Origin of the sequence: Mesorhizobium sp. 113-1-2, assembly GCF_016756475.1 — a bacterium.
Taxonomy (GTDB): Bacteria; Pseudomonadota; Alphaproteobacteria; order Rhizobiales; family Rhizobiaceae; genus Mesorhizobium; species Mesorhizobium loti_C.
On record NZ_AP023242.1, the window covers coordinates 4975773 to 4997942 of the forward strand.

Here is a 22170-nt window from a genome sequence, read left to right on the forward strand (position 1 = left end):
CCTTCGCCTAGCCAGCCCGCCCCTCACCCCAATTCGAAATGCCGTGGAAATGCCTGATGCAGCAGCAGCAGCATGGTCTTGCGCAGCACATTGGTGTCACGGCTCGAAGGGTTGAGATGGTCCCAGTACCAGGCGCCGTGAACCAGATAGTTCAGGCTCTCCGACAAGGTGTTGATGTCGACGCCGGTATAGCCGCCGCTGCGCGAAATCTCGACGAGCAGCTCGCGCGCTTCGGCGGTGTAGGCGAGATCGCTCGGCAGGCCGATTTCATTGTAGATCTGCATGCTCTTGCGGTCGCTGGAGAACACGACGAAGACCGACACCCATTGCGGATGCTGCCGGGCGAAACGCTGCGCGCAATCGACGGCGCCAAGCAGCCTTTCGACTGGCGACAGGCCGGGCGCCCGCACCAGGCTGATCCAAAGCGCGTCATACTGATCGCTGAGATACTGCAGCACGGCTCGGAACAAATTCTCCTTGCTGCGGAAATGAAAGACCACCAGCGCGTTGGACGATCCGACATGTTCGGCGATGCGCTGCATGGTGAGGCTTGCCAGGCCCTCCTCCGCGATGAGCTCGATGGTGGCGTCGATGATGCGCTGGACGCTCGCTTCGCCGCGCTCGCGCCGGCGATCCTTGGGCGGCGCGGCATCGTTTGCCGCGCCCTTGGTCACGACCTTGCGTTTCTCCGGCTTCGCGGTTGCCTTGCGTTGCGCCATTTTCGTCAGGCCTTTCGGACCCGCGGCGGACATATCCCGCCGCATAAGTTACTTCGGCATATTGCACGCCGGCTCATCCCGGAATGACTCAGAGCGACGGGCGTGTCCCGGTGTTCCCATACCATTGCCCCCGAGCCGTTTCATAGGCCAGTCCGGCCCGGAAGACATCGGCATCGCTATAGGTGCGGCCGACGATCTGGATGCCTGTCGGCACGCCGCTGGCGGCGTGGCCCGACGGGATGGACAGAACCGGGCAACGGCTCAGCATGTTGAACGGCGTCGTCATCACCCAGCCCAGCGAGGGGTTCACCTCCCGGCCGTTGATCTCGACCTTGTCCCTGGTCTGGTCGAACTCCGCCGGCACCGCGGGCAGTGCGTTTGTCGGGCAGATCAACACATCGTAGGTCTCCAGGAGCGGGCCGAGCGCCTGGTACATCCTGGCCGCCACGTCCAGCGTCGCTACGAAGTCGGTGGCTTTGGACTTTTGCCCGTCCTCGGCAAACCGCCTAGCATAGCTGGTCATGTCGCTGGCGTGCTCGGCAAGCAGTTGCGACAGCGACGCGCCGAACAGGTGCTCGAGATAGGCCATTCCGGCCTTGAGCACCCCGTCGTCCCAGCCAAGATCGACTTCCTCGACCGTGGCGCCCAGCGAACAGAACACATCGCAGGCGGCAAGCGTGTTCTTGCGCACGTCGGGGTCGACTTCGAAGGAACCGAGATCCATCGAGAAGGCGATCTTCCAGCCCTTGATCGGCTTGTAGTCGAGCGGCAGGCGCAGCTTGGGACGAAGCGTGGCGATGTCGAGCGGGCTCGGTCCCGCCATGACGTTCTGCAGCAGGATCGCATCTCTGACGTTTCGCGCCAGCGGCCCCGTATGGCAGTAGAAATCGAGGTTGAAGGGCGGCTCGTCCGGATTGCGCCCGTAAGGCGGCTTGAAACCGACGAGGCCGCAGGCCGATGCCGGAATGCGGATCGACCCGGCAATGTCCGAGCCGGTGGCGATCGACGATGTGCCGGAAGCGAGCGTTGCCGCAGCCCCTCCCGATGAACCGCCCGGCGTGAAGTCTCGATTCCACGGGTTGCGGGTGACACCCCACCGCTTCGACCAGGTAACGCCGGCGCAGCTGAATTCCGGCGTCGCCGTACGGGCATGCACGATGCCGCCGGCCTTCATGATGCGCTCGTTCATCGTCGAAGTGTGGCCGCCTATGGCATCCCTGGACAGCAGCGAACCATGCGAGGTCGGCTTGCCCTTGATGTAGCTCTCATCCTTGATGCCGATCGGCAGCCCCTCGAGCGCGCCGGTCCTGGCGCCCCTGGCGTATTTCGCCTCGGCTTTGGCGGCCAGCTTCATCGCCTCTTCGAAATGCGTGAAGGTGAAGCAGTTGACCGACGATCTGGTGGCTTCGGCGCGGCGAATGGTGGCCTGCATCAATTCGACAGGCGACAGTTTCTTCGCCTTGAACAGCCCCAGCGCCTCATGGGCCGGCATGTAGCAGAGGTCGAGATCGGACATGGGAAGTCTCCTGCGATCGCGAGACCGCACCTGGCATGAAGGGTTGCCGGACCGCGCGTGGCGGCCCGGCGGCTGTCGGGGTCGTCCGGCGACGCTATTTCTGGAGGTCGGTCCAGATTTTCGTGTAGAGCGCTTGCACATCCGATGGGCAGGCCGGCATGAACTGGCCCTTGGCGGCAAATTCAGCTGGAACGTCTACCTCCGGCGCCGTTTTCATGTCGTCCGGCATGAAAGCCTCGGAGCCCTTGATGCCGTTGGCGTAGCGGGCGAAGGCCGAGATCATCGCGGCGTTCTTGGGGTCCATGATGAAATTCTGGAACAGCTTGGCGTTCTCGACATTCTTGGCATCCTTGAGGACGGCGACATTGTCCATCCAGATCGGAAAACCTTCCTTGGGATAGCCGTAGACGATCTTGTCGTTCTGCAGCCGCTGGCGCAGCGATATGCCGTTCCAGTTGACGCCGGCGGCGATATCGCCCCTGCCCAGGCCGTCGACGGCCGCATAGTCCAGCGAGAGCCATTTCGCCTTCGCCTCGACCAGCTTGTCATGCACCTTCTTCAGCACCTGCATGTCATTGGTGCAGTATTTGCCGCCCTCATAGGCGATGGCGAGGAACATGATGTCACCCATTTCGGGCACGACATTGATCTTGCCGACGAGCTCAGGCGGCGGGTCGAGGAAGATCGCCGAAGTGTTCGGATCACCGGCATAGACCGACTTGTTCACCGAAATGCCCGTCGTGCCCCATTGCCACGGAACGGTGTATTTTCGGCCCGGATCGAAGGGAACATCGACCCATCGCGGATCGACATTCTTGAAATTCTCCATCTTGTTGGGGTCAGTCTCCAAGAGCAGACCTTCGCTGATCCAGACCGGCACCACGCTGGCCGACGGCACGACGATGTCATAGCCGGACGCACCCTGGCGGACCTTGGCCAAAGCGGTGTCGTTGGAATCATAGTCGGTGACGGTGACCTTGATCTTGTAGGTCTCCTCGAACTTCTTGATGAGGTCCGGACTGGTGTAGTTGCCCCAATTGTAGATGTTGAGTTCGCCATCGGCGCGGGCGACGCCTGTCACGGCGAGCAGCGACAGCCCGACGGCGGCCGCGGTCAGTTTCCAGTTCATGCTAGTGCTCCCATTGTTGGGACCGGCTGCGTGACCGCCTCGGTCCATCTCCTGCTGATCAAGCCTGGTGGCGTCCTTCCCCGATGACGGGCTGGACGACTGTCAAGGCATTCCCCACTCGCGGCCATTCACCGGCATATGCCGGCTGGCCAACTCGGTTATGACAAAAGCTAGATTATAACTAACTATATAGTCAATATCTTTTCGCAAGCATGCGTTCGGAGGCTCTATCAAGTGCCCCGCAGTCTCCTAGACAGGAATGGTGGAAGCTACAGCGATCCGACGGTGACCTCAGTCACGGCCACCGGCGGAAGCGAAATCCGATAGTCTGGCCCGCGATTCCTTGGCTTTCGCCACGGCCTCAAGCGATCCTTCAGTCTCATTCGGACAACCGGCTTCTCGTAAAGCGGAGCCGGCAGGCCGGCGAGCGCATAGTAGTCGTCAAGGATGCTGGTCTGCAGCAGACGCTGCTCCTGTGTGTAGAAGCTGAAATGCGCGGCGACCAGATCGCCGAAAACCTTGCCCGGCCGATCGAGCTTTGCCGGCAAGGTCGCTGACAGCCATTCCTCTTCATCATTTCCCGGCGGCGGGTAGAAAAGCTCGCCGATGTCCAGGACATCCGACCCGAAAAACCCGATCGCGTTGATCGAGAAGCGCCCCAGCCTGACTTCCCGGTCAGGTACGCGGAAATCACCCAGCCGGTTCGTCCGCACAGCCTCGATGAAGACCGGATGAAGCGCTTCGGGAAAGCTGGCATGTGCCCAGGAAAAGGGGCACATCGCCTGGCAAGTGAGCGGCCCTTCGATCAGAACCCTGGAAAGGTTCTTGATCAGGCTGCTGCAGACCGCGTTGTTGATGATCAGCGGTGCATACCAGAGGGCCGCCCCCTTTTCCGCGATGGCCCGCGCCTTGAATCCGGGGAGGAAGCCCTCCTCCAGAAAAACCACGTCGTCGTCGAGGCGCAGATAGAGGGCGTCGGCATCGTCACAGAAGCGAAAGAACCTGCCGATGACGTTGATGGTGCCGTCGGCGTTCGGAAGCGTCTTTATCTTGCAGCGCGGATCGCTGGCTGCCAATCGCCGGAGATAGGCGCGGTCAGCTTCGTTGCGGCAATTGTCCCACAGATGCCATTCGTGCACCTCCGGACTTTTCAGAACATGGTGGCTGAGCAGGCGCAGATACTTTTCGCGGCCTGCCGGGGTCACAACGATCAGCTTCATGAGTTCGCCCCGCAATGGTTCGCGTGTTTTGTTTAGCCTGCGGCCCGTGGCGAGCCTAGAGCCGATCATTTCAGCGTTTCCAGATTCGCGGTGTGTTGCAAAGCACCGCGCAAGACATCGGCCTGACAATGCCAGACAAAGGCACCCTCCCGTTGGTGGCCCTTCGCATTCATCCGGCTTTGGTGTAGGGGCTCGCTATAACAGCCCTGAACCGCAGGGCTTTTGGCCAGGTGCATAAGTGGAAGAGGCGACTTTGGCATCTGCTGCGCAGGCAGTGGTCCAAGCCGATGACCTGGCGCAGATCAACTCGAACCACAAGGGCGTCGGATCCGCGAATGGACAAGAACCTGCTCAGCAAAGTCGACATTCTCATCGTCGGCGCGGGCTTTTATGGCGCGACGCTCGCCGAGCGTATCGCCACGCAACTCGGCCGGCGCGTGTTGGTGATCGACCGGCGCCAGCACATTGGCGGCAATGCCTTTACCGAACAAGATCCCGCCACCGGCGTCGAGATCCATCGCTACGGGCCGCATCTGTTCCACACGTCCAACGAGGAAGTCTGGAATTATCTGCGCGCCTTTACCGGTTTCACGACCTATCGCCATCGGGCGTTCTCGACCTATCGCGACAAGGTCTATCCGCTGCCGATCAACCTCGCCACGATCTGCCAGTTCTTCGGCAAGCGGTTGAGCCCGGACGAGGCTCGCGGCATGATCACCGGACAGGCGGCCGAGCTTGGCGATCGTCCGCCGGCCAATCTCGAGGAGAAGGCGATCTCCCTCGTCGGCCGTCCGCTCTACGAGGCTTTCATCAAGGGCTACACCGCCAAGCAATGGCAAACGGACCCGCGCGAACTGCCAGCGCAGATCATCGCGCGCCTGCCGGTCCGCTATACATTCGAGGACGGCTACTTCAATGACCGCTTCCAGGGCCAGCCTGTGGATGGCTATACGGCGATCTTCGAAAAGATGCTCGCGCACGAGCTTATCGAAACACGGCTTGGCGTCGACTTCTTCGATATCAAACCCTTGCTGCCGAAAGGCCTGCCGGTTGTCTACACCGGTCCGATCGACCGCTATTTCGACTACTCAGAGGGCGAACTCGGCTGGCGGACCATCGACGTCGATCTCGAGGTCATGGACACGCCGGATCATCAGGGCACGGCGATCATGAACTATGCCGACGAAACCGTGCCCTACACCCGCGTCGTCGAATTCCGGCATTTCAATCCTGAACGCCAGCACAAGAGCGACAAGACACTTGTCGCCCGCGAATATTCGCGTTTTGCCGGCCGCACCGACGAGCCCTACTATCCGATCGACACGCGCCGGGATCAGGCGGTGTACCGTCGCTATCTCGAACGGGCGGCGGCCGAGAAAGACCTGCATCTCGGCGGACGGCTGGGCACCTACCGGTATCTCGACATGCATCAGGCGATCGGCGCCGCCTTGAAGGCCTTCGAAACCGTGCTTGAGCCCTATTTCACCGGCAGGCTCGATTCGGTTTCACGATCGCTATGACGGGTCGGGTCTGAAACCGCCAAAAACGTCCGGCGCTCAGGCTGACGCCGCCGATCTGCTGTCAGTCACAATCTGTCGGCGGAACCATTCGAAGGTACGCCGGATCCCTTCCTGGTAGCTGGTCTTTGCCTCCCATCCGGGAAGAACCTGTCTTACCAGGGTCAAGTCCGGGCACCGGTTGGTCGGATCCTGCGGGACAGGCGCATGGTGTTCGATGCGGCTGCCCGGAACGAGCGAGCTGACGAATTTCGCGGTCTCGAGAACAGAGACCTCGCGATTGTTGCCGATGTTCAAGGGGCCCAGGTGCGAGATGCTGTCACGCCAGAAGAAACGCTCCAAGCCATCGACGATATCGTCGACGTAACCCCAGCTACGCGATTGCAAGCCGTCGCCATAGACGGTCAGGATTCCCGTGGTCAGGGCCTGGCTGACAAAATTCGAAACGGCGCGGCCGTCATCAATGCGTGTTCGCGGCCCATAGGTGTTGAACAGCCTGACGACCCGCACATCGAGCCCGCTGACGCGTTGCTGCTCAAACAGCAGCGCCTCGGTGCAGCGCTTGCTCTCGTCATAGGAAGCCCTTGGCCCGGTGCAGTCCACCGATCCTCGGTAGCTCTCCGGCTGCGGCGACACCAGGGGATCGCCATAGACTTCCGAGGTCGAGGCGAAGCAGAAACGCCCGCCGGGCCTGAGCAGCGACAGAAGGTTGAGCGCACCACCTATGTTGGCCTTGATCGTGCGGACCGGCTCGCGCATGTACCATACGGGTGACGCCGGTGACGCCAGATGGATGATCTCATCGAAATGCCGGCTGGCCGTGAAGCTTTCGGCATCGGCAATCTTCAGGCTGAACCGCGGATCCGTGACATGGCCAATGTTGTCGCGCAACCCGGTCCACAGATTGTCGACGACGACAAGCGTTTCCAGATCATCGCGCCGCAGCAGGCGATCGACAAGGTGGGAGCCAATGAAGCCGCAGCCACCAGAAACCAACACATTGCGTGGCATGCGCATTCCCTTCCAGAAACTGACCGGTCAACGCGCCTCAGCTTGTTTTCCGGGAGCGATGGGAACAATGTCCTATCGAGATCCGAAAGTCTTCTACCAGTGCTTTCATCGATACCGCAATTGCAACGATCAAACTTATCTTGCGCCAGCGGGTAATCCGACCGGCCAAGGATGAAACTGCGGCCGGGTATAGGGTGCGGATGCGTGCGCGGATTTTGGCGACCTACAGTGCCCTTTGCGGGCAAGGCATTCCCGTAGCATCGCCACAGCGTGACGCCGTCGGTAGCGGTCTGCTGCTCATTTCTTCCGACTGGCGCACAATCTCGGCGAAGACGAGCGCGAAGCCACCCAGCATGACAAAGACGATGATCAGGCGTGCTACCGGCAATATGTCGGCCTCGTCTGGTTGGTGCGTGCCCCGAATATCAAGATATTTCCGGGAATCATGCGCACAAATCAAAAGTGCCGCAGCGTCCTCTTGCCGTCCCGAAGGATGCTGCAGTGCTGCGGGCGCCCCCACGCCATCCATGCCGGCTAACATGATCCCTCCACCTTTACGAGACTTTAAGCCCCGCCTTAACCATCACATTCGCGCGTGCCCTGTCATGAAGCGCGACCTGCCGGTCGGGACGATGCTGTCGCGGCGTGGCTTTGCCCCGTGGCGCAACGGCTCTCTTTGCAGACCTGCCCGCACCATGCTACCCCGGCGCTGGCGCGCGGCCAGACCCGCCGCAATCGGTCGCGATCGGGGAGCCATGAGCACAGCCGCCAACAGCATCGCCTTCGTCTCGTCCGACACAGCAGACGCCAAGGCGGCGCTGGAAAGCCTGTCGGCGCGCTATGGCCAGTGTTCAATCGCGGATGCCGCCGTTGTGGTGGCCCTGGGCGGCGACGGCTTCCTGCTGCAGACCTTGCGCGACACGATGGGAACGGGAAAGAAAGTCTACGGCATGAACCGTGGCACCATCGGGTTCCTGATGAATGAGTACCGTTCCGGGGGGCTTACCGAGCGGATCGCGGCAGCGGTCGCGGAAACCATCCGCCCGCTGGAAATGCTAGCCGTCACCTCGGAGGGCGAAACCCTTTCGGCGCTGGCGATCAACGAAGTTGCGCTGTGGCGCCAATCCTATCAGACGGCCAAGATCCGCATCAGCGTCGACGACCAGATACGGCTCGAGGAACTCAGCTGCGATGGCGTCATGATCGCGACGCCGGCCGGATCCACCGCCTACAATCTTTCCGCGCACGGCCCGATCCTGCCGCTCGACGCGCCGCTGCTGGCACTGACGCCGGTCAGCCCGTTTCGCCCGCGCCGCTGGCGTGGCGCATTGCTCTCCAACAAGGCAACCGTGCGCTTCGACATTCTGGAGCCGGAAAAGCGGCCGGTAAATGCCGCCGCCGACCATACGGAGGTCAAGGCGGTGACTTCGGTAACGGTGCGGGAGTCGCCGTCAGCGACGGCGACCTTGCTGTTTGACCCCAACCACTCCTGGAACGAGCGCATCCTGGCTGAACAGTTCCGGTATTGAGCCGGCACAGAGACAAGCGGCCGGATTAAGCATCGCGATTAAGGTTACAACTTCACAATCGCGCCAATCCCGCCCGTTTCTGTTGACAAATCGCGGGCTTGCGCCTAATCGCATTGCCAATCTTGCAGGCGCGTGGCGCTTGCCGCGACGAATAACGTTGCGCCTCCCCGAACCAGCCAAAGACAACAACACTTGTCCTCAGACACCACGATCGCTCAAGAAGCGTTGACCTTTTCAGACCTCGGCCTGTCGCCGAAGGTGCTTTCCGCAGTTACCGATGCCGGCTACACGCAGCCGACTCCGATCCAGGCTGGTGCGATCCCGCACGCCTTGCTCGGCAAGGACGTGCTGGGCATAGCCCAGACCGGCACCGGCAAGACCGCCTCCTTCGTGCTGCCGATGCTGACCCGGCTGGAAAAGGGCCGTGCCCGCGCCCGGATGCCGCGCACGCTGATCCTGGAGCCGACGCGTGAGCTTGCCGCGCAGGTCGAAGAAAACTTCGTCAAATACGGCAAGAACCACAAGCTCAACATCGCGCTTTTGATCGGTGGCGTGTCGTTCGACGAGCAGGACAAGAAGCTGGAGCGCGGCGCCGACGTGCTGATCGCGACGCCGGGTCGTCTGCTCGACCACCGCGAGCGCGGTAAGCTTTTGCTCAACGGTGTCGAGATTCTCGTCATCGACGAAGCCGACCGTATGCTCGATATGGGCTTCATTCCCGATATCGAGCGCATCTGCGAGATGATCCCGTTCACCCGGCAGACGCTGTTCTTCTCGGCGACCATGCCGCCGGAAATCACCAAGCTGACGGAGAAATTCCTGCACGCGCCCGTGCGTGTCGAAGTTTCGAAGGCGGCGTCGGCCGCCACCAACATCATCCAGCGGCTGGTCAAATCCGGTTCGAAGCCCTGGGACAAGCGCGAGACGCTGCGCAATCTCATCAAGGCCGAAGACGCGGAGTTGAAGAACGCCATCATCTTCTGCAACCGCAAGGTCGAGGTGTCGGAACTGTTCCGCTCGCTGCTGAAGTATGATTTCGATGCCGGCGCCCTGCATGGCGACATGGACCAGCGCGCCCGCATGCAGATGTTGGCCAATTTCCGTGACGGAAAGCTGCGCTACCTCGTGGCTTCGGACGTCGCCGCGCGCGGCCTCGACATCCCCGACGTCAGCCACGTCTTCAACTATGACGTACCGATCCATGCCGAGGACTATGTCCACCGCATTGGCCGCACGGGCCGCGCCGGGCGCTCCGGCAAGTCGTTCACTATCGCGACCAAGTCGGACACCAAGTATATCGACGCCATCGAACGGCTGATCGGCAACAAGATCGAGTGGCATGACGGTGACCTGTCGACCGTGGTCGCCAGCGAAAGTGAAGACGATGCACCGCGCCGGGGCAAAGGCGCGCCGCGTCGCGCCGGCCGCAAGGACGACGATCGCAAGGACAGGGGCGAGCGCAAAAAGGGTGGCGAGCGTCGCGCCAGACATGCAGAGGAAGATGCCTCTCCGGTCGTCGCACAGCAAGAACAGCCCGATGTGGCTGAGACGGCCGTCGCCGACGTCGGCGAACGGCGCGCGCGCAAGGAGGCGATCCGTTCGGAAAACACGGAGCGCAAATCCTCCGACCGCAACGAGCAGCGCGCACCGGAACGGGGTGACACCAGGCCGCAGCGCGACAGCAACCGCCCTGCCCGTCACCGCCACCAGGAAGACAACGACACCACTGTGGGCTTTGGCGATGACATGCCGGCCTTCATGCGCATCGTCGCCAAGGTCTGATCCCGACAGCCTTCGGGCGGCAAGCCAACCGACTTGCCGCCCTCAGCGAACTCCATGCATCGCTTCGAACGGATTCAGGCGACGCGCCTTAGTCCTGTTTCATGCATGCCGTGCTCTCGAAACCAGAGCCACTCCTGGACGACATGCATTGGCTTGGGTCGCCCGTTACATCGGCCCAGGCATCATCTTGGTCGGCTTCTCCAGCATCGGAAACTCGGCCTTGTTGCATTTCACGTTGGGGTTCGTCGGACTGAACATGCCGTTCGGATTGTCCCTGAACAGCCAGGCGTGAAGGTCGTAGTGGACGAATTCCCTCGGGATGAGCGGATAGTGTCCCTCCATCGGCCCCATGAAGGTTTGGCCAAACAGCTTCGGCGGTGCTTTGACGTCCGGCGTCAGCGGCACCAGCCATTCCACACCGACCAACTTCAGGCCTTTCTTGGTCGGCTCGTAGATCAGGACGTTGGGCTTCATCGGATCGAGCTTCTGGCCGACGCTGGGGACGTTGACGAAATGGATGCCCATGGCGCCTTTCGGATAATCCATCGCGCCCGCTATTTTTTCTCCGCTGTAATAGACGCAGCCGACGGTCGACAGATAGAGGTCGCGGACAGCTGCGGTGTAGTCTTCATACTTGGCCAATGATTTCTTCAAGGCTTCGATATCGGCCTTGTTGGCGTCCTCGGCCCGAGCCGTGGCGAGTCCCAACCACACACCCAAAATGCCGGTCAAAGCGAGGACGCCGCAGCGTCCAAGGCTGGCTGTTCTTGTCATGCATTCCTCCCAGACTTTCTGATCTGACCGTGCAAGACCGAGGCGGGAAAATGCTTATTGCGCGGCCGGTAGTACCGCCTCATCCCCTCTGGAACGGTGACGATGCTAGTCCTTTCGATGACTACGGGAAAGTTGTTATTTAGAACTATCTAATATTTAAGCGGAGCAATCTGGAGAGCGTCGATGGCCGGGCAAGCAAAAACGGCCCCGCTTGGGGGCCGTTTCGCATTCGATTGCCGAACAGATCAGGTGAGCGGCGACAGCTGGATCTCGACGCGACGGTTCTGCTCGCGGCCGGCGGCCGTCGCATTGGATGCGATCGGCCGCGTCTTGCCGAAGCCGGTGACGGCGAAGCGGCGCTGATCGACGCCCTGACCGGACAGATAGTTGGCGACCGCCAGCGCGCGGCGCTGTGACAGATCGAAATTGTGCTGGTCGCCGCCGGTCGAATCGGTATGGCCGAACACGTCGACGGTGGTCTGCTTGAATTTCTTCAGCACCAGTGCAACCGAGTTCAGCACCGGATAGAAGCCGGGCTTGACCGCATCCTGATCGACATTGAAGGTGATGTCCGACGGCATGTTGAGGATGATCTGGTCGCCACTGCGGGTGACGCTGACACCAGTGCCCTCGAGCTGCCGGCGCAATTCCGCTTCGTTCTGATCCATGGTGGCGCCGATGGCGCCGCCGGCCAGTGCACCGATGCCAGCGCCGATCAGCGCGTTACGGCGGTCATTGCCACCGGCAAGCAGACCAAGGCTAGCGCCTGCCAGGGCACCAAGGCCGGCACCTGCTGCCGTGTTGGAAATCTTCTGGTCGCCCGTATACGGATCGGTGGTGGTGCAGGCGCTCACGAGCAGAGCCGTCGCCACGACGACGAGCACGGTTTTCTTCATAGATGGTCCCTCTCCAAGTCGCGCCTTTTGGACGGCGCCAAATCAGCCCTTCCCGCGACTTGTACCATGAATTGCGGCAAAAAGCGGAACGGGAAAAGCGCCGAGGACGGCTTTTCCCGGGGCCAATTACATGACGACCGCCTTGGCCGGCTACCAGAGATTCTTGCCGTCTATGACCACCACTTCCACCTTGTCGAGATCGAAATCATCGAACAACCGCGAGTTGACGCTGATCTTCGGATTGTCGAAATCCGGCTCGCCGGTGGACCAATCCGGTGTTTCGGTGAAAGTGCCGCAGCCGCAGGTCGCGCAAAACCCGTGCTTCACGGTTTTCGACCCCCACTGATAGACAGAAACGTTTTCCGGCGGACTGGTCAGCTTGAACTGCGACGGGACGTAGTAAGCCCAGAGCGAGCCGCGTTTCGAGCAGAACGAACAGGTGCATTGCGTCACCGTCTGCGGCGCCTCAGAAACCTCGAATGTCGTCGCCTTGCAGTGGCAGCTCGCCTTGATGGTCATCGACATCACCTCTCCATTGTCCGCCGCCCATGCGGCAGGGCACCATAAAGAAGCGATCCTGACAACTGCCTGTCAGCAGGCTCTACGCCTGAACAGCCGACAGCAGACTCAGTATGACGATGGCGGCACGAACAGGCAGATGGTCTTGCCGGCATCGAGGCCAGCCTCGTGCGCACACCAATGGAATTCACCGTCGGGCGAATCCTTGATGCGTCTGTCGCTGTAGGCCAGCACCTCCCCGGTGTCCTTGATGACATAACCTTCCGGGCGTTCGCTGATCGAGGTTTGCGACACTTCGTGGCAGTCGTAGTTCGCACAGCAGGCGAACGGATAGCTCCAGCCTTGCGGCTTGGCCGCGGTCGGCTTGGCGTCATGCGCCAAGGCCGGCGTCGACAGCAGCGCGATTGCTGAGGCTGCAAACAGAGGAAGGAGAAGCTGGCCAACCGATGGAGCGGCGATGGCCGATCTGGAATTGGCGGCAAACATGGGAACGTTCCTTTCAAGCGAGGTTCAAGCGTTGCGCCTGCCCGTTCCCGGAACGTGTCTTCCCAGCGGCCAATCGTCAGCAGATATGCCGCGACCGGCCATAAATGCTTTTGTCTCCTCCTGCCTTAAATGGTGAGCCGAAATGTGAGTCGGCGCAAGAAATTGCTGCGTAGCCGGACCGCATCCGTCGTCCGGCCGCTTGGGGCAGCAACAAGGTGTTCCCCGAAGATGCGAGCGGTGGCAAATGCGGGTTTGGTGGCGGACGGAGCTAGTCCAGATCCGCCACGGCCTCACCAGCACCACCCTCGATGCGTTGCGACAGCGAGGCTTCCATGAAATCGTCGAGGTCGCCGTCGAGCACGCTCGACGGGCTGGTGCTTTCGACGCCGGTGCGCAGATCCTTCACCAACTGATAGGGCTGCAGCACGTAAGAGCGGATCTGGTGACCCCAGCCGATGTCGCTCTTCGAGGCTTCGGTGGCATTGGCGACGGCTTCGCGCTTCTTCAACTCTTCCTCGTAGAGGCGCGAGCGCAGCATCTCCCAGGCCTTGGCCTTGTTCTTATGCTGCGAACGCTCGGCCTGGCAGGCGACCGCGATGCCCGTGGCGATATGGGTGATGCGCACGGCCGAATCGGTGGTGTTGACGTGCTGGCCGCCAGAACCCGATGAGCGGTAAGTGTCGATGCGCACATCCGATTCCGAAACATCGATCTCGATCCTGTCATCGACGACTGGGTAGACCCAGATGCTGGAGAAGGACGTATGGCGACGCGCATTGCTGTCATAGGGCGAAATGCGCACCAGGCGGTGGACACCGGATTCGGTCTTCAGCCAGCCATAGGCATTGTGGCCCTTGATTAAGAGCGTAGCGGATTTGATGCCGGCCTCTTCGCCGTCATGCACTTCCAGCACCTCGACCTTGAAGCGGCGGCGTTCGGCCCAGCGCGTGTACATGCGCAGCAGCATCGAGGCCCAGTCCTGGCTCTCGGTGCCGCCGGCGCCGGCATGAACTTCGAGATAGGTGTCGTTGGCGTCCGCCTCGCCCGACAGCAGCGTTTCGACCTGGCGGGCCTTGGCCTCGCCCTGCATCGAGCGGATCGCCGCTTCGGCCTCGGCGATAACGCCCTCGTCGCCCTCTTCCTCGCCGAGTTCGATCAGGCCGATATTGTCTTCCAGCGCCTGGGTCAGGCCCTTGACCGCCGCGATGCCTTCCTCGAGGCCCTGGCGTTCGCGCATCAGCTTCTGCGCTTCCAGCGGTTCGTTCCAGAGGCTGGCGTCCTCGGCGCGCACATTCAGGTATTCAAGCCGCTTTATGGCCTGATCCCAGTCAAAGATGCCTCCTCAGCAGGGTTATCGCCTGCCTGATCTCGTCGACAATATTCTGCGTTTCCGCGCGCATGGCCTGGTATTTTGTCCTGTTGCTGAAGTGACACTTCGGTCGGCGCGATACATAGGGACGGCGCCGCTACGTGTAAAGCGAAATGGGCTGGCCCCGAGGCCAGCCCAGCGGTCGGGCATTGGGACCCGTCAGTAGAGGCCGCCGCCGCCGTCCTGGATGGCCTGGTTGGCCTGCGGCGACAATGCGCCGCCCGAGGCGTTGGAGCCATCGGCCCCCATGCCGATCACCCAATAACTGTCGGCGGGACCGGTGCCCGGCTTGAAGGCCTCGATGATGGTGCCCGGATCGCCCGACGCGGCACGCATGCCGGTCTTGCGATTGATGGCGATCAGGTTCATGCCGTCGGGAACCTTGAAGTCGACATTGGGCGTGCCGTCCAGCGCGACGCGCATGAAATCCTTGAAGATCGGGGCGGCCAGACCGCCGCCGGTGGCGCCGTGGCCGAGGCCGCGCGGCGTGTCGTAGCCCATATAGAGACCAACCACGAGGTTCGGCGTGTAGCCGATGAACCAGGCGTCCTTCTCGTCGTTGGTGGTGCCGGTCTTGCCAGCGATGTGGCGGCCAAGCTCGCCGATGGTGGCGCCGGTGCCGCGCTGCACCACGCCTTCCATCATCGAGGTGATCTGGTAGGCGGTCATCGGATCGAGCACCTGTTCGGAATTGTCGACCAGTTCCGGCTCCGGCTGGTTCTTCCATTCAGGTGCGTTGCAGCCTTCGCAGCCACGCTCGTCCTGTTTGAACACGGTCTTGCCGTAGCGGTCCTGGATGCGGTCGATCAGCGACGGCTTGATCGACTTGCCGCCATTGGCCATGATCGAATAGGCCGAAACCATGCGCATGACGGTCGTCTCGCCGGAGCCCAGCGCCATCGGCAGATACGGCGCCAGATGGTCATAGACGCCGAAGCGCTCGGCATATTCGACGACCAGCTTCATGCCCATGTCGTTGGCAAGCCGCACCGTCATCAGGTTGCGTGACTTCTCGATGCCGGAGCGCAGGGTTGCCGGCCCGGCGACCGTGCCGTCATAGTTCTTCGGCGTCCAGGTCGTGTTGCCGCTCTGGATGGTGATCGGTCCGTCCATGATCACCGAGGCCGGCGTATAACCGTTGTCGAGCGCGGCCGAATAGACGATCGGCTTGAACGAGGAGCCCGGCTGGCGCATCGCCTGGGTGGCGCGGTTGAATTCCGACTGCGAATAGGAGAAGCCGCCGACCATGGCCAGCACGCGGCCGGTGTGCGGATCCATGGCGATCAGACCGCCTTCCACCTCGGGAACCTGACGCAAGCTGTAAGTGTTGTCGGAACCTTCGTTCTTCTGCACGAAGATGACGTCGCCCGGCTTCAGTACGTCGGCTGGCGACTTGGCCTTGACCGTCTTGCCGTCGACCACATGGCGCATGGCAAAGCCCATGTCGTCCTTGCTGACGGTGCCTTCGACGCGCTCCTTGACGATGTCGCCCGACGCCTGGCGTGCAGGCTGCAGGCCAATCGAGAGGCCTGACGCCGAGGAGTCGAGCACGACGGCGAGCGACCATTCGGGAACGTCTTCCAGTCCCTTGACGGCGCCCAGCGGAGGACCCCAGTCGCCGGACACGTCAATCGACGTCACCGGGCCGCGATAGCCGCGCAGCGTGTCGTATTTCATCAAACCGTTCTGCATCGCCTTGCGGGCAATGAGCTGAACCTTCGGGTCAAGGGTCGTGCGGATGGAAAGGCCGCCCTCATAGAGCGCATTCTCGCCATAGCGGGCGATGATCTGTCGACGAACCTCTTCGGTGAAATATTCGCCCGCGAACAAATAGGAGCCGGTGCGGCGCGGGGCGACACCAAGCGGCTCGGCCTTCGCCTTCGCACCCTCTTCGGGGGTCACGTAACCGTTCTCGACCATCTGGCCGATGACCCAGTTTCGCCGCTCAATCGCGCGATCGGCATGCTTGAAGGGATTGTAGTTGGCCGGACCTTTCGGGAGCGATGCCAGATAAGCGGCCTCGGCCACGGTCAGTTCGTTCACCGATTTATCGAAATAGGTCAGTGCGGCGCCGGCGACACCATAGGCGTTGAAGCCAAAGAAAATCTCATTGAGATAGAGTTCAAGGATACGATCCTTGGAATAGGCCTGCTCGATGCGGAACGAAAGGATGGCCTCCTTGACCTTGCGTTCCAGGGAGCGCTCGTTGGTGAGAAGGAAGTTCTTGGCAACCTGCTGGGTGATCGTCGAACCGCCCTGCATCGGTCCACCCGAAACGTAAGTGAGCACCGCTCTGCCCAACCCCGTTATGTCAACACCGGGATGGCTGTAGAAGTTCTTGTCCTCGGCGGACAGGAAGGCCGCCTTGACGCGATCCGGGATCGCCTGAATCGGCAAATACAGGCGCCGTTCGCGCGCATACTCCGCCATCAGAGAGCCATCCGAGGCATGGATGCGGGTGGTCACCGGCGGTTCGTACTTGGCCAGCACTTCGTAGTCAGGCAGATCCTTTGCTACATGGCCGATGTAAAGCGCAACGCCCGCCGCGGCCAGAAGGGCCAGCGTCGTGCCGATGCCGAAAAAATAGCCAATGAGACGAATCATACCCGCTCCAGTCCTTGGTTCGGGAATTTCCTAAACGAAGCCGCCTTCCACGCAAGCTTTCGAGCCGGTCCCAATCCGTAATCGAAAACCCATGTCGCCACCATGTGGACAAAATACGGCAAGGCCTGATTTCGTGACCGCGCGCCGGAAATAAAAGGCACCGGGTGTTGTCATCCAGCAACGCTGCCTCAGGTTGCAGGCGCCACCAGCCATGTCAACCTCCGGTCACCGTTCCGGCCCGGGCGGAGGCAAACAGCGCAACGGCGTTGGTGATGCTTTGTGCGGCCTTGCCGCGCCATTCGGCGTCGAGCAGCTGCGCCTCGTCCTTGGCATTTGAGAGATAGCCAAGTTCCACCAGAACGGATGGCACGTCCGGTGCCTTCAGCACCTTGAAGCCTGCGGAACGCTGCGGATTGTTGATGAGGCCGACGCTGGTCGACAGCTGGCCGACCAATGTGTGGGCGAAACTCATCGAAAATGTGTGCGTCTCGCGGCGGATCAGGTCGATCAGGATGTCGGTCACTTCCTTGTTATCGTCCTTGATGACCATGCCGGCGAACTGGTCGGAGAGGTTTTCGCGGTCGGCAAGCGCCTGCGCCTCGGGATCCGACGCCTTGTCGGAGACGGTGTAGACGGTGGCGCCGCGGATGCCCTTGACGCTGATTGTATCGGCATGGATCGAAATCAGCAGATCGGCCTCATGCTGGCGGGCAATGCGCACGCGGTCGTCCAGACGCAGATATTCGTCGGTGTCGCGGGTCATGAAGACATCATATTTGCCGACGGCCGCGAGCTTGTCGCGCAGCTCCGTGGCGAAGGCTAGCGTGATATTCTTCTCGATCGTGCCGTTCAGACCCTCGGCGCCGCCGTCGACGCCGCCATGGCCGGGGTCGATAACGACCGTGAAGCGGTGGCCTGGATTGGAAACCGGCCCGGTGCCTACCCGCCCGCCCTTGTCGGTTGAAACCGTCGATCCCGTGGTCAGCGCCTGGTTGGCAAGGGCGGCGTCGAACTCCCGTTCCGAGGCCGCCGAAATGTCGATGGCGATGCGGTAGCCGGTTCCGTCCTCATTCTTGAGCACATCCAGCTTGTCGACGGCGAACGGCCCCTTGCCGGTGAGGATCAGCCGCGAAACGCCCTCGCCGAGCGCGCCCAGGCGCACGCCCTTGACCAGGCCGCGCGGCTTCAGATCCTTGGCGTCGATGGCCAGCCTGGTATTCGCCAGGTCGATGACCAGGCGATTGGGGCCGCGCAGCAGAAACCATTTGATGTCAGGCTCGCGATCGAAATCCATGACGATGCGCATCTTGGTAGCATCGCCGGCCATCTTGTAGCCGTTTGCCACCAGCGGCGCGTCGGCGGCATTGGCAACCGAGGAAGAGGCGTGGGAAATCACCACCAGCAGCAGAAGGCATAGGGCGCCAAGAATCCGGCCACCGACACGACATCCCTTGCCTGTGAAGCCTGCCAGTCCCATCTCTCTTCCAGTCGCTCCCGGTTTGGCGCCAGGCGCCCGCTCGTTTCGTCGAAGTGCCGGTTAGGCCGCGAACTCGATTAACGATTGGTATCCAGAGAAGGTTAACCAAGCCTTTTCACGCAAGGATCGGAACTCAGGCTTACGTTACGGAACTGCTTTTTGCCGGCATCGGAAATCGGGGTTGCCTTCCAACCCGCCAAATCATAAAAGCGATAGTGGATCACTGCAATCCTGGAACCGCCCTCCTCCGCAGCTTCCTGCTACAGGGTCAGATGAAAGGCGGCTCCTTTCGCTTCACGCGAAAAGGGTTCAGGTGATTGCGACGAATTTCGCAGGTGTGCTCCCGTGGCGGGGGAATCGCCTGCGTGAGGAAAACGGCCGGGTTTGTTCCCGTGCCGGCTCTGTATGAGCAAACAAGCTGGTCCGGTTTCCGGGCTTTGGTTCAAAAGGTTCTGCTGGTGACGATGGCTTCAAGCGCAATCATGGAAAGGTCCGCATCAAACCGCGCCAGTATGGCTGCGGGCGGCACCGCCATGACACGCAGGCACCGTCCGGCGGACATTCAATTATCCGGCACCCATTCTCCAGACACACAGCAGCGGGCTTTGCCCCGCCAGCTGCGGCTGACGGCTGCCGGGGGGAAACGAAATAATGCCCAACAAAATGCTGATAGACGCCTCCCACCCGGAGGAAACACGAGTTGTCGTCGTACGCGGTAACCGTATCGAAGAATTCGACTTTGAATCCCAGGACAAGAAGCAGCTCAAAGGAAATATCTACCTCGCCCGCGTAACGCGCGTCGAACCCTCCCTTCAGGCAGCCTTTGTCGAATATGGCGGCAACCGTCACGGTTTTCTCGCCTTCAGTGAAATACACCCCGATTACTACCAGATCCCGGTCGCCGACCGTCAGGCACTGCTGCGCGCCGAAGCGCAGGAGGCCGAGGACGAGGAGGACGAGGACAGTGACGGCGATGACCGCCAGAGCCGCGATCGCGGACGGCGCGGGCGCCGGCGTGGCGGCAAGAGCCGCGACCGCGGCGAGCACAAGCGCGATGCGGGCGAGACAGGCGAAGGCTCCGGCGAGCCAAGCGAAGGCAACGACAATGGCGACATCGTTGTCGAGGAGATCTCCCACACCTCGGAGATCATAGAACACGCTGCCGATACATCAGACCATTCAGAGCACTCAGATAGCTCGGGGCATGCCGATGCGTCCGGCCATGGTGAAGGTTCCGCCAAACAGGACGAAACCGAACCCCGCGAGGGCGGCCCGACATCGATCGCCGCCTCTGTCGAAGGCGATGTGATTTCCGAGCCCGTCCCGCAGGCGGAACAGGGCAGCGAAGCCACCTCCAGCGACAATGATCGCGGCATGCTGGAGGAAGTACAGTCCTCGCATCCCGATGATCACGAGGTCGAATCGGTCGGCGCCGAGGACGCGCTGGAAGAAGTGCGCAACCGCCGCAAGCCGGTGCGCCGCCAGTACAAGATCCAGGAAGTGATCAAGCGCCGGCAGATCCTGCTGGTGCAGGTCGTCAAGGAAGAGCGCGGCAACAAGGGCGCCGCACTCACCACCTATCTGTCGCTTGCCGGCCGCTATTCCGTGCTGATGCCGAACACGGCGCGCGGCGGCGGCATTTCGCGCAAGATCACCAGCGCGGTCGACCGCAAGCGCCTCAAGGAGGTCGTCGCCGATCTCGAAGTGCCGCAAGGCATGGGCGTCATCCTGCGCACCGCCGGCGAGAGCCGCACCAAGGCCGAGATCAAGCGCGACTATGAATATCTGATGCGGCTTTGGGAAAATGTCCGCAATCTCACGCTCCAGTCCACCGCCCCTGCCCTCGTCTATGAGGAAGGCAGCCTGATCAAGCGCTCGGTGCGCGACCTCTACAACAAGGATATCGACGAGATTCTTGTATCCGGCGAGGAAGGCTATCGCGAGGCCAAGGACTTCATGCGCATGCTGATGCCGAGCCACGCCAAGGTGGTTCAGCCGTTCCGCGACACGACACCGATCTTCGTGCGCAACGGCATCGAGGCGCAACTCGACCGCATGCTGCAGCCGCAAGTGACGCTGAAGAGCGGTGGCTACATCATCATCAACCAGACCGAGGCGCTGGTCGCCATCGACGTCAATTCGGGTCGCTCCACCAAGGAACACTCGATTGAGGACACGGCACTCCACACCAATCTGGAAGCGGCCGAAGAGGTTGCCCGTCAGCTGAGGCTGCGCGATCTGGCCGGCCTGATCGTCATCGACTTCATCGACATGGAGGAGAACCGCAACAACCGCTCCGTCGAGAAGCGGCTGAAGGATCACCTCAAGAACGACCGTGCCCGCATCCAGGTCGGCCGCATCTCGCATTTCGGCCTGATGGAGATGTCACGCCAGCGCATCCGCGCCAGCGTGCTGGAATCGACCATGAAGCCGTGCCCGCATTGCGGCGGCACCGGCCATGTCAGGTCCGATTCGTCGGTCGCGCTGATGGTGGTGCGGGCGATCGAGGAATTCCTGCTCAAGGATTCGCGCAGCCACATCACTGTGCGCACGCCGGCGGCGACCGCGCTCTACGTGCTCAACCACAAGCGCGGCACGCTGGTGGAGCTCGAAAGCCGCTTCGGCCTGACCATCACCATCGAGGCGGACGATACGGTTGGCGCGCAGCACTATGCGATCTTCCGCGGCGCCCTGGCCGAAAAGCCCGAGGGCTTTGTCGAGGTGCGCAGTCTGCCGGCCTATGTCGAGCCGGAGGAGCCCGAGGACGAGATTGTCGTCGTCGAGGAGGATGATGAGGTCGTGGTTCAGGCCGAGCAGCCACGCCAGCAGCCGCAGCAGAACCAGCAGCCGCGGCCTGCCGGCGGCGAGGATGGCGAAGGCCGCGACCGCAAGCGCCGCAAGCGCCGCAGACGGCGCGGCGGCAGGGATCGCGACCGCGAGCATGGCGCCCCGACGGATGGCTCATCCGTCTCCGCTCCGGCCGGCGACTTCGCCAGCCCGGCAAACGCGGCGGACGATGACGACACCGAGACAGACGACGCTGCTCCGATCGTTGCCAGCGCCTCTGACGAGGCGGTGCAGGCGGCGGATGACAGCCAGGGCAAGAAGCGCCGGCGCGGCAAGCGCGGCGGCAAGCGCAACCGTCGCGAAGACGGCGAAGGCGAGACCGAGGCAAGCGCCGGCGAGGCGACCGAGGCTTCGGAGGCTGATGCTTCCGAAAGCGAGCCTGTGTCGATCGAGCCCGTGGCTGCCGTTGCCGTTGATGAGCCGGTGGCTGCGGTGAGCGAAGAGGTGCCGAGCACAGAGAAGCTCAAGAAGCCGCGTCGCGCAGCTAAGCCGAAGAAAGCAGCCGCCGAGGCCGTCACCGAAACGACTGTTGTCGAAGCGGCCGCGGAAACGCCGGTCGAGTCTCCAGTGGCGGTTGCCGAGGAAACAGTGGTTGCTGCCGTGGTGGAAGAGCCTGCAAAGGCCCGGCCGTCGCGACGCAAGCCGGCTGCCATCGATGCACCAGTGGTGCCGGTGGTTTCCTCGACCGTCGCCGATGAACCGGAAGCCAAGACCGAAGAAAAGCCGAAGCGTGCCGGCTGGTGGCAGCGGAAGGGCTTTTTCTAAGCTTTTCAGT

Annotated in this window: 17 protein-coding genes; 4 read left to right on the plus strand and 13 right to left on the minus strand. The window is 61.9% G+C overall.

The window, feature by feature from the left end:
- Positions 1–23: 23 nt before the first annotated feature.
- From JN279_RS24145 to JN279_RS24160, 4 genes are all read right to left on the minus strand, one after another.
- Positions 24–719 (minus strand): TetR/AcrR family transcriptional regulator, encoded by a 696-nt coding sequence (locus JN279_RS24145; protein ID WP_244734129.1) that lies wholly within the window; start codon positions 717–719, stop codon positions 24–26.
- Positions 720–807: 88 nt separating this feature from the next.
- A complete protein-coding gene (locus tag JN279_RS24150) occupies positions 808–2235 on the minus strand; it encodes an amidase (RefSeq protein ID WP_202350450.1) in 1428 nt (475 codons plus the stop codon).
- A gap of 94 nt (positions 2236–2329) precedes the next feature.
- A complete protein-coding gene (locus tag JN279_RS24155) occupies positions 2330–3364 on the minus strand; it encodes an extracellular solute-binding protein (protein WP_202350451.1) in 1035 nt (344 codons plus the stop codon).
- A gap of 269 nt (positions 3365–3633) precedes the next feature.
- Positions 3634–4584: a hypothetical protein gene (locus JN279_RS24160; RefSeq protein ID WP_202350452.1), complete on the minus strand. Its 951-nt coding sequence runs from the start codon at positions 4582–4584 to the stop codon at positions 3634–3636.
- A gap of 335 nt (positions 4585–4919) precedes the next feature.
- Between JN279_RS24160 and glf the strand changes: the two genes are divergently transcribed.
- Positions 4920–6104: a UDP-galactopyranose mutase gene (gene glf, locus JN279_RS24165; protein ID WP_202350453.1), complete on the plus strand. Its 1185-nt coding sequence runs from the start codon at positions 4920–4922 to the stop codon at positions 6102–6104.
- 36 nt (positions 6105–6140) lie between these two features.
- On the opposite strand, the gene JN279_RS24170 is transcribed toward glf, so the two are convergent.
- Together JN279_RS24170 and JN279_RS24175 are read right to left on the minus strand one after the other, a co-directional pair.
- Positions 6141–7112: an NAD-dependent epimerase/dehydratase family protein gene (locus tag JN279_RS24170; RefSeq protein ID WP_096457255.1), complete on the minus strand. Its 972-nt coding sequence runs from the start codon at positions 7110–7112 to the stop codon at positions 6141–6143.
- 223 nt (positions 7113–7335) lie between these two features.
- Positions 7336–7653 (minus strand): hypothetical protein, encoded by a 318-nt coding sequence (locus tag JN279_RS24175; RefSeq protein ID WP_202353894.1) that lies wholly within the window; start codon positions 7651–7653, stop codon positions 7336–7338.
- A gap of 214 nt (positions 7654–7867) precedes the next feature.
- Here JN279_RS24175 and JN279_RS24180 point away from each other — a divergent pair, with 214 nt between their 5' ends.
- Positions 7868–8641: an NAD kinase gene (locus tag JN279_RS24180; RefSeq protein WP_096445570.1), complete on the plus strand. Its 774-nt coding sequence runs from the start codon at positions 7868–7870 to the stop codon at positions 8639–8641.
- A 192-nt stretch (positions 8642–8833) separates the two neighbouring features.
- Positions 8834–10423 (plus strand): DEAD/DEAH box helicase, encoded by a 1590-nt coding sequence (locus JN279_RS24185; protein WP_202350454.1) that lies wholly within the window; start codon positions 8834–8836, stop codon positions 10421–10423.
- 165 nt (positions 10424–10588) lie between these two features.
- On the opposite strand, the gene JN279_RS24190 is transcribed toward JN279_RS24185, so the two are convergent.
- From JN279_RS24190 to JN279_RS24220, 7 genes are all read right to left on the minus strand, one after another.
- Positions 10589–11197 (minus strand): hypothetical protein, encoded by a 609-nt coding sequence (locus JN279_RS24190; RefSeq protein WP_096445566.1) that lies wholly within the window; start codon positions 11195–11197, stop codon positions 10589–10591.
- A gap of 245 nt (positions 11198–11442) precedes the next feature.
- The gene (locus tag JN279_RS24195; protein ID WP_095204385.1) at positions 11443–12093 is read right to left on the minus strand and encodes an OmpA family protein; all 651 of its coding nucleotides are present in this window, start codon (positions 12091–12093) and stop codon (positions 11443–11445) included.
- Positions 12094–12243: 150 nt separating this feature from the next.
- A complete protein-coding gene (locus JN279_RS24200) occupies positions 12244–12612 on the minus strand; it encodes a GFA family protein (protein ID WP_096457252.1) in 369 nt (122 codons plus the stop codon).
- Between the two features lie 108 nt (positions 12613–12720).
- Positions 12721–13098, minus strand: coding sequence for a hypothetical protein (locus JN279_RS24205; protein WP_202350455.1), 378 nt, complete (start codon positions 13096–13098; stop codon positions 12721–12723).
- A gap of 268 nt (positions 13099–13366) precedes the next feature.
- A protein-coding gene (prfB, locus tag JN279_RS24210) for a peptide chain release factor 2 (protein WP_096445560.1) occupies positions 13367–14498 on the minus strand; the annotation gives its coding sequence in 2 pieces (ribosomal slippage) (positions 13367–14431 and positions 14433–14498; 1131 coding nt in all).
- Between the two features lie 128 nt (positions 14499–14626).
- Positions 14627–17071, minus strand: coding sequence for a penicillin-binding protein 1A (locus JN279_RS24215; RefSeq protein ID WP_183458830.1), 2445 nt, complete (start codon positions 17069–17071; stop codon positions 14627–14629).
- 214 nt (positions 17072–17285) lie between these two features.
- A complete protein-coding gene (locus JN279_RS24220) occupies positions 17286–18548 on the minus strand; it encodes an N-acetylmuramoyl-L-alanine amidase (protein WP_202350456.1) in 1263 nt (420 codons plus the stop codon).
- Between the two features lie 651 nt (positions 18549–19199).
- Here JN279_RS24220 and JN279_RS24225 point away from each other — a divergent pair.
- Positions 19200–22160, plus strand: a complete 2961-nt coding sequence (locus JN279_RS24225) for a ribonuclease E/G (protein WP_202350457.1) — start codon at positions 19200–19202, stop codon at positions 22158–22160.
- Positions 22161–22170: the final 10 nt, after the last annotated feature.

Excerpts from the sequence above, each read along its gene's own strand:
- JN279_RS24170 (WP_096457255.1), bottom strand. The coding sequence starts at position 7,112 with ATGCCACGCAATGTGTTGGTTTCTGGTGGCTGCGGCTTCATTGGCTCC.
- glf (WP_202350453.1), top strand. The coding sequence starts at position 4,920 with ATGGACAAGAACCTGCTCAGCAAAGTCGACATTCTCATCGTCGGCGCG.
- JN279_RS24150 (WP_202350450.1), bottom strand. The coding sequence starts at position 2,235 with ATGTCCGATCTCGACCTCTGCTACATGCCGGCCCATGAGGCGCTGGGG.
- JN279_RS24200 (WP_096457252.1), bottom strand. The coding sequence starts at position 12,612 with ATGACCATCAAGGCGAGCTGCCACTGCAAGGCGACGACATTCGAGGTT.
- JN279_RS24175 (WP_202353894.1), bottom strand. The coding sequence starts at position 7,653 with ATGTTAGCCGGCATGGATGGCGTGGGGGCGCCCGCAGCACTGCAGCAT.
- JN279_RS24180 (WP_096445570.1), top strand. The coding sequence starts at position 7,868 with ATGAGCACAGCCGCCAACAGCATCGCCTTCGTCTCGTCCGACACAGCA.
- JN279_RS24215 (WP_183458830.1), bottom strand. The coding sequence starts at position 17,071 with ATGATTCGTCTCATTGGCTATTTTTTCGGCATCGGCACGACGCTGGCC.
- JN279_RS24220 (WP_202350456.1), bottom strand. The coding sequence starts at position 18,548 with ATGGGACTGGCAGGCTTCACAGGCAAGGGATGTCGTGTCGGTGGCCGG.
- JN279_RS24155 (WP_202350451.1), bottom strand. The coding sequence starts at position 3,364 with ATGAACTGGAAACTGACCGCGGCCGCCGTCGGGCTGTCGCTGCTCGCC.
- JN279_RS24205 (WP_202350455.1), bottom strand. The coding sequence starts at position 13,098 with ATGTTTGCCGCCAATTCCAGATCGGCCATCGCCGCTCCATCGGTTGGC.
- JN279_RS24195 (WP_095204385.1), bottom strand. The coding sequence starts at position 12,093 with ATGAAGAAAACCGTGCTCGTCGTCGTGGCGACGGCTCTGCTCGTGAGC.
- JN279_RS24145 (WP_244734129.1), bottom strand. The coding sequence starts at position 719 with ATGGCGCAACGCAAGGCAACCGCGAAGCCGGAGAAACGCAAGGTCGTG.
- JN279_RS24225 (WP_202350457.1), top strand. The coding sequence starts at position 19,200 with ATGCCCAACAAAATGCTGATAGACGCCTCCCACCCGGAGGAAACACGA.
- JN279_RS24160 (WP_202350452.1), bottom strand. The coding sequence starts at position 4,584 with ATGAAGCTGATCGTTGTGACCCCGGCAGGCCGCGAAAAGTATCTGCGC.
- JN279_RS24190 (WP_096445566.1), bottom strand. The coding sequence starts at position 11,197 with ATGACAAGAACAGCCAGCCTTGGACGCTGCGGCGTCCTCGCTTTGACC.